This is a genomic window from Hominilimicola sp., from assembly GCF_046972485.1.
GTDB classification, from domain to species: domain Bacteria; phylum Bacillota; class Clostridia; order UBA1381; family UBA1381; genus Hominilimicola; species Hominilimicola fabiformis.
Genome location: NZ_JBKVWU010000056.1, coordinates 1 through 13,698, shown reverse-complemented (window position 1 = coordinate 13,698; position 13,698 = coordinate 1). Strand labels below are relative to the sequence as shown.

Sequence of the window (13,698 nt, the reverse complement as noted above, 5' to 3'; positions counted from 1 at the left end):
ATTGGCAGTCCATTATTAAGTTTTTTATTATGTTCCCTTTGTACACCGTTGCAACGATAATGCGATATGATGAAAGAAGCATTGCCGATCCGCTTATCGGCTCGGTACATGATCCGATATATCAAGGTGCAGGCGCATACGGCGTTGCAGGTGTACCGCAGGTTAAAGAGGGAGCGGTGTCAAAGGCTCACGGCGGAGTTTTGTTTATAGACGAAATTGGCGAATTACAGACTTGCCAGATTAACAAGCTGTTAAAGGTGCTTGAGGACAGGAGGGTTATGTTTGAAAGTGCATATTACAGCGAAGAAAACAAAAAAATCCCAACGTATATACACGATGTATTCAAAAACGGCATACCTGCAGATTTCAGACTTATCGGTGCGACAACCAGAAAGCCCGAAGAAATCCCCGAGGCTGTTCGTTCAAGATGTGTCGAAATTTATTTTAACCCTTTGACAAGGGATAATATAGAAAAGATAATTTACGGTGCGGCTGAAAGAATAAAAATCAATATAGAACAAAATGCGGTTGAGATGATTGCACGTTATGCGAAAAACGGCAGAGATGCGGTTAAAATTCTTCAAATGGCTAAAAATATTATATTTCTTGACAACAGAAGAAACGTAACTTTGGACGATATTGCGTGGATTTTAAAAACGTGTCATTATACAAACGGATATATAAGCAGTGATGAAAAAATAATTGATATATCGGTCATAAAACCTAAATAAAAAACTGTAAAAAACAGTTGAAAATTATACGAAAAAATTATATAATAGTAATATTAATCTTATAGGAGTGAAAACGGATTGGAAAAAGAACTAAAACGTGTGTCGGTAGTGCCAATGCGTGGAATGGTTTTGTTCCCGCATATGACGCTTAACTTTGACGCGGCACGAGAAATGTCCATAAAAGCACTTGAAAGTGCTGCTGAAAATGATTCAATAGTATTCCTTGCGGCGCAAAAGGATTATACAATAGAACAACCGACTGTTGACGATATATACAGTATAGGTACGTTTGCGGTTATAAAACAGGTTATGCGTATGCCCGGCGGTATAACAAGAGTTATAGTAAAGGGATTGGAACGTGGAATTATTGAAAATTTCATTTCCGAAAAACCGTTTTTTGAGGCAGAAGTACAGGAATTTGACGATTTGTACGAAGAAAATCATCCTTTAAAACAGGCTTATATAAGACGACTTAAAAAGTCTTACGAAGAATATTTCTCTCAAAATCCAAAACTTACTGCCGATAATTTTATGGCGGTTATGGGTATTGAGGAAATAGGCGAACTTTGTGATGTGATTGCCGCAAGTCTTGAAATTGACACAAAAGAAAAACAGGAAATTTTATCTGAATTTGATTCATATGACAGAGCGGAAAAACTTATAATTACAATACAAAATCAGCTTGAAGTATTGAAGTTGGAGCAACAGCTTGCACAGAAAGTCAAAGAAAGAATTGACAAAAATCAAAGAGAATATTTTTTGCGCGAGCAATTAAAAGTGATACAGGACGAACTTGGCGATACCGACGGCATAAAGGCGGAAGTAGAAGAATATAAGCAGAAAATAAACAAATTGAAAACCGTTAAGGATACGAAAGAAAAACTTATGAAAGAAGTTGACAGGTTTTCAAAGATGCCGCCGTCGTCGGCTGAAAGTTCGGTGATTAGAAATTATCTTGATACTGTTTTAAGCCTTCCTTGGAACAAGCTGTCAAAGGAAAGCTTTGATATTAAAAATGCTGAAAAGATATTAAATGAGGATCATTACGGACTTGAAAAGGTCAAGGAACGCGTGCTTGAATATCTTGCGGTAAGACAGAACACAAAAGGCAAAAACGGTACGATACTTTGCTTTGCGGGACCTCCGGGAGTGGGTAAAACGTCGGTTGCAAAGTCAATCGCACGTTCGCTCGGCAGAAAATATGTCAGAATATCTCTCGGCGGTATTCACGACGAATCAGATATAAGAGGTCACAGAAAGACTTACATAGGCGCTATGGAGGGCAGAATTATAGCGGCAATGAAAGAGGCAAAAACAAAAAATCCGCTTATTTTGCTTGACGAAATTGATAAAATGGGTGCGGATTATAAAGGTGATCCGTCAGCCGCACTTTTGGAAGTGCTTGACTATGAACAAAACGGAACATTCCGCGACCATTATATTGAAGTACCGTTTGATTTGTCACAGGTGTTGTTTATCACAACAGCAAATTCACTTGATACGGTTTCAAGACCGTTGCTTGACAGAATGGAAATCATTGAACTTTCGGGTTATACAAGCAATGAAAAATTCCATATTGCAAAGGATTATCTTGTGAAGAAATCTATGAAAAATAATGGACTTGATGACAATGATTTGACAATTTCAGATGACGCGATTGAGGCTGTAATCGGATATTACACTCGTGAGGCAGGCGTCAGAAAACTTGAACAGCAAATAGGTAAGATATGCCGTAAGGCGGTTAAGAAACTTCTTGAAAACACCGAAAGACCGATAGAGGTTACAAAGCAAAATCTTGAGGAATATCTCGGTAAGGAACGTTTCCATTTTGAAAAAATGAATGAGCAGGACGAAATAGGTGTTGCAAGAGGATTGGCTTGGACGTCGGTAGGCGGTGACACGCTGTCGATAGAAGTTAACGTTATGCCGGGAAGCGGAAAAGTCGAACTTACAGGTAAGCTCGGCGATGTTATGAAAGAAAGTGCAATGGCGGCAATCAGCTACATAAGAGCAAATTCACAAAAACTCGGTATTGCGGAAAATTTCCATAAAACAAAGGATATACATATTCACGTGCCGGAAGGCGCAGTACCGAAAGACGGTCCGTCAGCCGGAATAACAATGGCAACGGCAGTTGTATCGGCGCTTACAAAAAATCCTGTAAGAAACGATATTGCAATGACAGGTGAAATCACGCTTAGAGGGAGAGTTCTTCCGATAGGCGGTTTGAAAGAAAAGTCGCTTGCGGCATTCAGAGCAGGAATAACCGATATTATTATTCCGAACGAAAACAAAGCCGATATAGACGATGTCCCTAAGGAAGTAAGAAGCAAAATCAATTTCATACCTGTAAAGAGTATGGATACTGTACTTGAAAATGCTTTAAGATAAGTGAAGAAAGGAATGATATAAATTATGAATATACATAATGTTAGCCTTACAATTTCCGCAGTACGTCCAAACCAATACCCAACGACAGGTTATATGGAATTTGCATTTGCCGGACGTTCAAATGTCGGTAAATCTTCGATGATAAATAAACTGCTTAACAGAAAATCGCTGGCGAGAGTATCGGGTACACCGGGTAAAACAATTACGATTAATTTTTATAATATCGACGATACCATTTATCTTGTCGACTTGCCGGGTTACGGATATGCACAGCGTTCAAAGTCCGAAACGGAAAAGTGGGGCAAGATGATGGAGGATTATCTTGCAAACCGTGAACCGCTTGTGCAGACGATATTGCTTGTTGACAGCCGTCATAAGCCGACTAAGGACGATATAACAATGGCAAATTGGATTCGCCATTATCATACGAATTTGATAGTTGTTGCAACAAAAATGGATAAGCTTAAAAAGAGAGAGATTGAGCCGAATCTTCAAAGAATTTGGGAAACTCTTGAAATGGGCGAAGATGATATTCTTGTACCGTTTTCAACACAAGATGATGAGGGCAAATATACTGTATGGGATATGATTGAAATGATGCGTGCAGGTGAGCTTTATTACAGTGATGATGAAGAAAGCGAAGAAACAGAAGAATAAAAATACGCCACCACTCCGCCTTTCAGGCATCTCTCCTCAAGGAGCGGCATACTAAGGCTCCCTTTGAGGGGAGCTGTCGGCAAAGCCGACTGAGGGGTGGCAAGAAAGATTGGCACATTTTACAACCCACAAAATACACATCACACACAAAACGGAACTGAGATGTTCCGTTTTTTTACGGAAACAAATGGAACAAAATTGAATTATTTAACGTCTAAATAAATATAAATATACAAAAGGAGGACGAGGAATTGAAGAAAATATTAGCAATTATAGTATTGCTTTGTGCATTGGGGGTAAGTGCATCGGCGGCAGATATGACATTTACGCCTGAAGGAGAAGGCAAGTGGATTTACTGCAACAATCCCGAAGCAATCAGAAATCAGGACTTAATGAACAGTGACGACAATCCGCCGTCATATATTATGAACAACGAAAATCTTGAACCGGATTTATATGACTTTCTTATTTGTCATATAAATTACACTGACAGTAACGGCGGTTACGGTGCAGGATATGAAATTGAAGTTGATGTTGAACTTACAGCTGTTGAGGACAGTGAAATAACTATAAACAAAGCCTTTTTTGAGGCTGTTGAGGACGAGTCGTTTATATTCAGTGACGGAACGTGGTCAAAAGAAACAAACAAATTCGGTTGCATTAACGGACTTGCGTCAATGCTTGGTGTAAACCTGTCACAATTAAACGGTGCTTGGTTATACGAGGCAAAGCCATATGAGCCTGTAACTGTTGAACTGAAAAAAGGCGAAACAATATGGCTTAGCGACTATATGGACGATTACACAAGTATCGGCTATCACAAGCCGTCACAGATACTTGGAGAATTATCACTTAATTACGGCAAAATGAATTTTAATGTTGCGGCATTCAAAACGGGTGATGAATTAAATGACAGAAGCAGTTTTGACCCGAATGCAAAGTTCGGAAAATATTCATACACAAGAACGGAAAAAGGTATTGCCGATTCACTTCCAAAGGTTAATGTTGACCTTGAATATACTATTGACAATACATACAAAGACGGTGAGTATATAAAAAACAAAGTATTTAATCAATATCAGCCTGACGGCTATGTTACGGACGCGTGGTGCACCAATCTTAATCCGCAGGACGATATTTGGTCGAAAGATATATCTGTACAGTCGGACTTGCTTACTTTGACATACAAAGATGATTCAAAACTTGATTATTACGGCTCTAATGTAAAGGAAAAAGAAAAAAATAATTTATGGATATGGGATCCGTATCACAGTGATACCGCGGAATATCCGGGTGCGTCAACTTGGTACAACAGAGAGGACTATGTTCCCAATTATGAACTTTCCGTTAAACGCAGTAATCAAGGCTACGGTTGCAGTATGGGCAACTATTGCGTAACAGAGGCATATAATTTAAAAGTTAAGAACGTAACGAATAAAGATAAGTATTTTGAATACGTTGCCGAAACTTCGTCCAATATTGCGGTGTATGTTGAGGACGAAAACGGCAAGCACAGCGGTCTTTTGAAAGACGAGTCAAGTCCTGCTAAAAAAGATACAATGGCAAGTGTATTAATTCCGGCAAACAGTGAAAAGGAATTTTCGATTAATATGGTATTGCCTATAAATTACGTCGGCGGTATAAGAAATTCATTCAGAGTATGCAATGAAAGTCATATTGATAAGTATTACGAAGATTATGTCGATGAACCGAGAGCAGAGCAAGGACCGATTACAACAGGTGTCTTGGCATCGGAAGTAAGGGACGAATTGCCGCAGGAAGTAAAGGATATTATAAACGGTAATTATGACAGTTACGAACTTTTGAAAACAAATACCGGATATATGTTAAGATGGATTGAATGGGACGGCTGTCCTTATTACTACACTTCAGAGTGGGGCAAGGTAAAGACAATTTACTATCTTGACAAAAATTATAAAATAAAAGATAAGTATGAATTTGATAAACTTATTCAGCTTGCCGTTTATTATGACGGATATTACTATGTTGAGGACGCAGACGGAAACAGATTTAAGTCGGCAGACGGTCAGAAGTGGGAGAACTATAATCATCGTATGCCGCTTGCAAATATAACATTCAATAAATCAAAGCCGTCAAAGTGGGCAGAAAAAGAAGTTAAGAGAGCGTATTCGCTTGATGTTGCACCGTACAGATACAAAGATACACTTGTGTATACGGACAATATGACGCGTGAAAAGTTCTGCATAATCCTTGCAAATATGCTAAAGGCAAAGGATAAATTGCCGACAGAGCAGAATGTCAAATTCAGCGATACAACAAGAGAAGAAGTTTCGCTTTTGGGTACGGCAGGAATTATAAGCGGTTATGAGGACGGTACGTTTAAACCTAATAATTCGATTACGCGTGAAGAGGCATCGATGCTTTTGTATAAGACAGCACAGTATATTGGGTATAACGATTTCTATGAGGATTACAAATTGTCGGATTATAAGTATGCCGATGATGAAGAAATAGGCGAGTGGGCAAAAGAGGCTGTTTATCAGATGAACAAAGCCGAGATAATGACAGGTATGGGCGACGATATGTTCTCACCTAAATCAAATTATACAAATGAACAGTCAATCTCAACTATTATGAGATTATACGATTTGCAGAATAAACCTAAATCAACACCAACGCCAACTTTAGCTCCGATACCTGAGCCGACAGAAGTACCGACAACAGAGGAAACAGACATTCCCGAAACAGACGGCGGAGAAACAACAGTTCAAGAAAATTAACAAAAAAGTATCCTCAACAGAGGATACTTTTTTTGAGAGAAGATATATTTTATTATTTTAATTGAAGTCTGATTCTGTCGGCAACCATTGCGATAAATTCTGAATTTGTCGGCTTGCCTTTGCCTGTGTGGATTGTGTAGCCGAAAATTTCATTCATAACCTCAGGCTTACCTCTGCTCCAAGCGACTTCTATTGAGTGGCGGATTGCACGTTCTACACGGCTGGCGGTGGTATTATATGCCTTTGCAATTTCGGGATAAAGCTGTTTAGTGATGAAGTTTAACAGATCCATATTTTCAACAACCATCATTATTGCACTTCGGATATATTGATAACCCTTAATATGTGCCGGAACACCAAGCTCGTGAATGAAGTCTGTAACGATAGTTTCAAGGTCTGTTTCTTCGGCTTTTTGAGCTGTTATATTGTGTGAAAGCGGTATTGCGCTAACCATAGGAACAGATGTTAAATCTTGAATAACTTCGTATACACGTTCGTTGCTTTGCGGTTTTAAAAGACAGTAGTCTATTAAAGGACTTACTGACGCAGCCATTTTAATTGCTATTGATGAAACGGAATAAACTATGATTTTAGGCTTTTTATCAAATGTCAAAGTCTGCATACGCTTTAAAACTCCTATACCGTCAAGTTTCGGCATTACAAGGTCAAGAATTATAACGTCGGGTCTGGTTTGAGAAATAAGAGTGTAAGCCTCTTCACCGTCTGTTGCAATAGCCGTTACTGTCATATTAGGCTTTGCACCTATGTATGATGATAATTCCTTTGCTAAATCTTCGTTGTCATCTGCTATTAGTACAGAGATATTGTTGTTCATAAGTAAGTCCTCCTATTGTATAAAGTTAATATGATGTCTACTATTTGTAAATGTTTTCCATTACGTAAAGTATATTACCATAAAATGTTAATAAAATCAAGAGATTTTTCAAAAAAATTCCAAAAAAATTTAAAATATATTTTTTTAATGCCGTAAATACTGTAAAATACAACAAAAAAAGATGTCAAAACTTTTTGTTTTGACATCTCTTATATGGTGGTATGTTATTAATCTTTGTAATATAATGCTCGAAGTGAGTTTAAAATCGCAAGCAATGATACACCTACATCAGCGAAAATTGCAAGCCACATTGTGCTTATGCCAAGTACGCTTAAAATCATAACAAGAACTTTAACTCCGATAGCGAATACAATGTTTTGGATTATAACCGACATAGTTTTTGCGGAGATTTTAGATGCTTTGGCAATTTTGGAAGGTTCATCAGTCATAAGAACAACGTCAGCCGCCTCGATTGCACTGTCCGAACCGATACCGCCCATAGCAATACCGATGTCCGAACGCATAAGTACGGGTGCGTCGTTAATTCCGTCACCGACGAATGCAACATTCTTTTTAGGATTTTTAGAAGAAAGGATTTCTTCAAGTTTTGAAACCTTATCCTGTGGCAACAACTGCGAATAAACTTTATCAATACCAATCTGCTCTGCGGTATAATCGGCGTTTTTCTTTACGTCGCCGGTAAGCATAACAGATTTGATATTAAGCTGTTTCAATGCTGAAATTGCAACTTTACTGTCAGCTTTGATTTCATCAGATATAACGATATATCCGGCAAATTTTCCGTCAACTGCAATGTATATAATACTTCCGATGTATGATTTTGCTTTTTCGTGAGAGATATTGTTGCTCTCAAGAAGTCTGACGTTACCGGCTAAAACTTTATGACCGTCTATATCTGCACTGATACCCATACCGGAAATTTCTGTGTAGTTTAAGATTTTTGCAGTGTCAACGGTGTTTTTGTAAGCATTTTTAACCGATACTGCGATAGGGTGTGTTGAGTAAAATTCAGCATAAGCGGCATATTTTATAAGTTCGTCTTTGTCGATAACAGAATATACGTCTTTTACGGCGAATACACCTTTTGTAAGAGTACCTGTTTTGTCAAATACGACAGTATCAAGTTTAGCAAGCTTTTCGATGAAGTTACTGCCCTTAACAAGAATACCGTTCTTTGACGCACAACCTATACCGGCAAAGAAACCAAGCGGAATTGATACAACCAATGCACAAGGGCAAGAAACCACAAGGAACATAAGTCCGCGATATATCCAAGTTCTGAAATCTCCGAGAAACAGGGGAGGAACGAACATAACTATTACCGCAAGTGCAACGACAATCGGTGTATAGTATTTAGCAAATACGGAAATAAATTTTTCCGATTTTGCTTTTTTGCTTTGAGCGTGTTCAACCATATCAAGAATTTTTGAAACGGTACTTTCGCCGTATGTTTTTTCTACTTTAATATATATAGGTGAGCCTGTATTCAAACTTCCGCTCAATACAGTATCACCAGTAACAGCCTTACGCGGTACGCTTTCGCCTGTAAGTGCTTTTGTATCAAGATATGTTTCGCCCGAAGTTATTGTACCGTCAAGAGGGATTTTTTCGCCGGGTTTTACAATTATAATATCTCCGATTAAAATTTCAGACGGAGAAACTTTTGTAATCGTGCCGTTTACTTCTGTATTGGCATAGTCGGGACGAATATCCATAAGTTCCGTAATTGAATTACGGCTCTTTTGTGCCGCACGTTCCTGCAATGCCTCGCCGACTTGATAGAACAGCATTACAGCAACCGCCTCAGGGTGTTCACCGACAGCAAATGCACCGATACTTGCTATACTCATTAAGAAGTTTTCGTTGAATAAGTGTCCTTTGAATATGTTTTTAATCGCATTCCAAACTATATCATAGCCAAGAACAATATAAGCGACTACAAATAAAATATCAGATATCAATGGGGAAGAAAGTACGTTTTCTGTTACGATACCTGCCGCAAAAAGTATTGCACCGGCTATAAGTCTTATAGTAAGAACTTTTTCATCTTCCTCTCCATGTTCGCAACCACAACCGCAGCCACAGCCATGTTCGTGATTATCGTGACCGCAACCGCAATGGTCTTCATGCTCGTGATGATTGTCGTGACCGCAACCGCAGCGGTCATCATGCTCATGATGATGTTCATGTCCACAGCTACAATGAGCCTCGTACTCGTGTTTATGATGATCGTGACCGCAACCGCAATGGTCCTCGTGTTCATGATGATGTTCATGTTTTTCACAACAGACATCTTTATTATCTTCCGCAATATTACTATCGTTATTTTTTTTCATATCTGCACCTCCATACTTGAATATATGAATAACTGTTCATATATTCATTATACGGTATACTATATCATTTGTCAATAGTTTTATTCAAAAAATAAAAATAATACTTAAAAATATGTTTTTATACCGCAAAACAGCGGTGCTTCCGAAAAAGCACCGCTGTTTGCCACTGATATTTTGAAAGTGGAGTTGATGTAATATTAGTTGTTGCACATACAAGTAACGATAACGATAATAATAAGAACCCAAATAATCATATCAAGATCAAAATCGCAACCGCCTCTTTGACAACCGTTTCCACAACATTCGCCCATTGTGAGTGCCTCCTTTCAATGTTTTGTAATATATATTATGACTAATATATTAATTTTGCACATTGTCCCATATTTTACTTGAATTTTTCTTCAAAATGGGTTAGAATAGTAGTAGTGATATTTTCTTGGGGAGGTAAATCTTTTGGATAAGAAGAAAATTGACAGAATAAATGAACTTGCGAAAAAGGCAAGAAGTTCCGATGGGTTGACGCCTGAGGAAATGACGGAGCGTGCAAAGCTCCGTGAAGAATATCTTAATGCCATACGTCAGAATTTCAAACAGACGCTTGACAATATTGAAATAATTGATAAAGGAGAATAAAAAATGTCACTAATAATTCCCGAAAACTATAAATCAAATCTTAACGGACGCGAAACGGAAAAAGCAATTAAATTTATAAAGGATACATTTCAGCATGAAATAATTTCTGCACTTAATTTGCAGAGAATTTCAGCACCGTTATTTGTACGTCCCGAAACAGGTCTTAACGATAATCTTAACGGAGTTGAACGTCCTGTAAGTTTTGATGCACCTTGTATCGGCGGTGCTACACTTGAAATTGTTCATTCACTTGCAAAGTGGAAGAGAATGACTCTCGGCAGATACGGTTTTAATCCGGGTGAGGGCTTGTATACAGATATGAACGCCATAAGACGTGATGAGGAAGTGGACAATCTTCACTCTATGTACGTTGACCAATGGGATTGGGAGGCTGTTATAAATAAGTCAGACAGAACTGTTGAAACTTTAAAGAGTTTTGTAGAACGTATATATACCGCTATGAAGTCGACTCAAAGCAGAGTATGCCAAAAGTTCAGCGGTATTGAAAATAATTTCCCTGAGGAAATTACATTTATAACAACGCAAGAACTTGAGGATATGTACCCTGATCTAGAACCGAAAGAAAGAGAAAATAAACTTCTTCGTGAAAAGAAAGCGGTATTCCTAATGCAAATCGGTAAAGAATTGAAGTCGGGTCAAAGACACGACGGCAGAGCACCGGATTATGACGATTGGGAGCTTAACGGTGATATTCTTGTTTATTATCCTGTTCTTGATATGGCTTACGAACTTTCAAGCATGGGTATCAGAGTTGACGAAGATTCACTTCTTTCTCAAATTAAGATTGCAGGCTGTGAGGACAGACTTGAACTTGATTTCCATAAGAAACTTCTTAATAAGGAACTTCCTTATACAATCGGCGGCGGTATCGGTCAGTCAAGATTGTGTATGTATATGCTTGGTAAGGCTCATATCGGCGAAGTACAGGCATCTGTATGGCCGGACGATATGCGTAAGACTTGCAAAGAAAAAGGAATAAAGCTACTATAATAAGCCTCTCCTTAAGGGGAGATGCCTAAAAGGCGAAGCAGTGGCACAGAGCTACTATATTTAATAACTATTGAAAGGATTATTATTTAGATTATGAAAACAGTTGTAAAAGACTTGTTCAGAAAACAGGATGAGTTTGGGGAAAAAGAAATAACAGTATCGGGTTGGATAAGAAACATAAGAATTTCAAAGAATTTCGGCTTTATCGAATTAAATGACGGTACATTTTTTAAGAATTTGCAGATAGTAATTGAGTCGGATAAACTTGATAACTTTGCGGAACTTTCAAAGCTAAACATTGCAGCTGCAATTACGGCAACAGGTACACTTGTACTTACACCGGACGCAAAACAGCCGTTTGAATTAAAGGCTGAAAACGTTGTAATCGACGGTGAATCTACACCGGATTATCCGTTACAGAAGAAAAGACACAGCTTTGAATATTTGCGTACAGTCGCTCATTTAAGACCGCGTACAAATACATTCTCGGCAGTGTTCAGAGTGCGTTCAATGATTGCGTATGCAATTCACCAATTCTTCCAAGAGAGGGGATTTGTGTACGTTCATACTCCGATTATCACTGCAAGTGACTGCGAGGGTGCGGGCGAAATGTTCCAAGTTACAACACTTGATTTGAACAACGTCCCTAAGAATGATGACGGAACTGTTGATTATTCACAGGACTTTTTCGGAAAACAGGCAAACCTTACGGTAAGCGGTCAGCTTAATGTTGAAACATACTGTATGGCATTTAGAAATGTTTACACATTCGGTCCTACATTCAGAGCCGAAAATTCAAATACAACACGTCATGCGGCTGAATTTTGGATGATTGAGCCTGAAATCGCATTCGCAGACCTAAAAGACGATATGGAACTTGCAGAGGATATGCTAAAGTATATCATTAACTATTGTCTTGAAAATGCTCCCGAAGAAATGCAGTTCTTTAATCAATTTATCGACAAGGAACTTCTTGACCGTCTAAACCACGTTGTAAACAGTGAGTTTGCTCATGTAACATATACAGAGGCTGTAAATATACTTATCGAAGATTCAAAAGCCGGTAAGGTTAAGTTTGACAATAAGGTGGAATGGGGCTGCGATTTACAGACAGAACACGAAAGATACCTTACAGAACAGGTATTTAAGCGTCCGTTGTTTGTAACGGATTATCCGAAGGAAATCAAGGCTTTCTATATGAAACTTAACGATGACCAAAAGACGGTTGCGGCTATGGACTTGCTTGTTCCGGGCATCGGAGAAATCATCGGCGGAAGCCAGAGAGAAGAAAATTACGACGTACTTGTTGAAAGAATGAAAGAACTTGGTCTTAAGGAAGAAGATTATAATTTCTATCTTGACCTTCGCAGATACGGAACAAACAAACACGCAGGCTTCGGTCTTGGCTTTGAAAGAGCTGTTATGTATATTACAGGTGTTTCTAACATTCGTGACGTACTTCCGTTCCCAAGAACAGTCGGTACTGCCGAATATTAATCAAGACAAAACTATGGCGGTTTTGACTACTATTTTAAGAGGCTGCTTGCAGCCTCTTGATTTTTATAAAGAAAGGTACGATTTTTATGAATTTAATTGCAGTTCTTATTGCACTTGCTATAATTATTGTAGCGTTTAAGTTTAATGTATTTCTTGGAATAGCCGTTGCGATTGTGGCTATAGGTGTGGGAATATATAATTTTTTGCCGACCTATTATGCGATAAACGGCAACAAAGCATTTGAAATCGGTGACGAGGACCGTGCGAGAGAGTGGTATAAAAAGGCGTGTGAAACGGGCAGAGCAAATGTAAAGTTGAAATCGTCTTACGCATATGTGCTTTTACGTACAGGTTATGCCGACGAGGCGGAAAAAGTTCTTGATCCGATTATAAGAGTAAAAGGGCTTGCACCGGAAAAAAAGAATTTGGCAAAGCAACAAAGATGTATGGTTTACTATAAGCAGGGCAGACTTGACGAGGCGATTGAGGATGCACAGTCAATGATGAACGAAGGTTACAGAAATTCAAGTATTTACGGTATGCTTGGCTATTTTAAATTACTTAGAAACGATGACCTTGACGAAACAACAAAACTTTGTGAAGAAGCTTATGATTACAACAGTGATGACAGGGACATAAAAGATAATCTTTCAATTTGTTATTTCAGAAAAGGCGAATATGAAAAAGCAGAAAAAATATCTGATGAACTTGTCGGGTCGACACCTAACTTTGTCGAGGGCTTTTATCACGGCATACAGATTGCAATGAAACTTAACAAGTACGATAAAGCCGCAGAATATGCCGAAAAGCTGAAAGAATGTAAG

General features: G+C 38.4%; 9 protein-coding genes and 1 pseudogene. 8 read left to right on the top strand and 2 right to left on the bottom strand.

Annotated features, from left to right (window positions below; genetic code table 11):
- The 4 genes and pseudogenes from ACLTU0_RS07240 to ACLTU0_RS07225 form a co-directional block, all read left to right on the top strand.
- Nucleotides 1-465, top strand: a pseudogene (locus ACLTU0_RS07240) (sigma 54-interacting transcriptional regulator); the annotation flags it as partial.
- A gap of 344 nt (nt 466-809) precedes the next feature.
- Nucleotides 810-3,122, top strand: a complete 2,313-nt coding sequence (gene lon / locus ACLTU0_RS07235; protein ID WP_308456103.1) for an endopeptidase La — start codon at nt 810-812, stop codon at nt 3,120-3,122.
- Nucleotides 3,123-3,146: 24 nt separating this feature from the next.
- Entirely contained in the window at nt 3,147-3,779 is a 633-nt protein-coding gene (gene yihA, locus ACLTU0_RS07230; protein WP_022230748.1) for a ribosome biogenesis GTP-binding protein YihA/YsxC, read from the top strand.
- A 251-nt stretch (nt 3,780-4,030) separates the two neighbouring features.
- Entirely contained in the window at nt 4,031-6,541 is a 2,511-nt protein-coding gene (locus ACLTU0_RS07225) for an S-layer homology domain-containing protein (RefSeq protein ID WP_147513677.1), read from the top strand.
- A 52-nt stretch (nt 6,542-6,593) separates the two neighbouring features.
- Here ACLTU0_RS07225 and spo0A read toward each other — a convergent pair whose 3' ends face one another.
- Nucleotides 6,594-7,376: a sporulation transcription factor Spo0A gene (gene spo0A / locus ACLTU0_RS07220; protein WP_022230750.1), complete on the bottom strand. Its 783-nt coding sequence runs from the start codon at nt 7,374-7,376 to the stop codon at nt 6,594-6,596.
- Between the two features lie 227 nt (nt 7,377-7,603).
- Complete coding sequence (locus ACLTU0_RS07215) at nt 7,604-9,733, bottom strand: heavy metal translocating P-type ATPase (protein ID WP_412274095.1); 2,130 nt, start codon at nt 9,731-9,733, stop codon at nt 7,604-7,606.
- Between the two features lie 453 nt (nt 9,734-10,186).
- Here ACLTU0_RS07215 and ACLTU0_RS07210 point away from each other — a divergent pair, with 453 nt between their 5' ends.
- The 4 genes from ACLTU0_RS07210 to ACLTU0_RS07195 form a co-directional block, all read left to right on the top strand.
- Complete coding sequence (locus tag ACLTU0_RS07210) at nt 10,187-10,366, top strand: DUF896 domain-containing protein (RefSeq protein WP_022230753.1); 180 nt, start codon at nt 10,187-10,189, stop codon at nt 10,364-10,366.
- A gap of 3 nt (nt 10,367-10,369) precedes the next feature.
- On the top strand, nt 10,370-11,377 hold the full coding sequence (gene asnA / locus ACLTU0_RS07205; protein WP_412321837.1) for an aspartate--ammonia ligase: 1,008 nt from the start codon (nt 10,370-10,372) through the stop codon (nt 11,375-11,377).
- A 90-nt stretch (nt 11,378-11,467) separates the two neighbouring features.
- The gene (gene asnS / locus ACLTU0_RS07200) at nt 11,468-12,874 is read left to right on the top strand and encodes an asparagine--tRNA ligase (protein WP_412321840.1); all 1,407 of its coding nucleotides are present in this window, start codon (nt 11,468-11,470) and stop codon (nt 12,872-12,874) included.
- Between the two features lie 86 nt (nt 12,875-12,960).
- Nucleotides 12,961-13,698 (top strand): tetratricopeptide repeat protein (locus ACLTU0_RS07195; protein WP_412321835.1); only part of this gene is annotated, 738 nt, incomplete at its 3' end.

Coding starts and splice junctions, on each gene's coding strand:
- spo0A (WP_022230750.1), bottom strand. CDS start 7,376: ATGAACAACAATATCTCTGTACTAATAGCAGATGACAACGAAGATTTA.
- ACLTU0_RS07215 (WP_412274095.1), bottom strand. CDS start 9,733: ATGAAAAAAAATAACGATAGTAATATTGCGGAAGATAATAAAGATGTC.
- yihA (WP_022230748.1), top strand. CDS start 3,147: ATGAATATACATAATGTTAGCCTTACAATTTCCGCAGTACGTCCAAAC.
- asnA (WP_412321837.1), top strand. CDS start 10,370: ATGTCACTAATAATTCCCGAAAACTATAAATCAAATCTTAACGGACGC.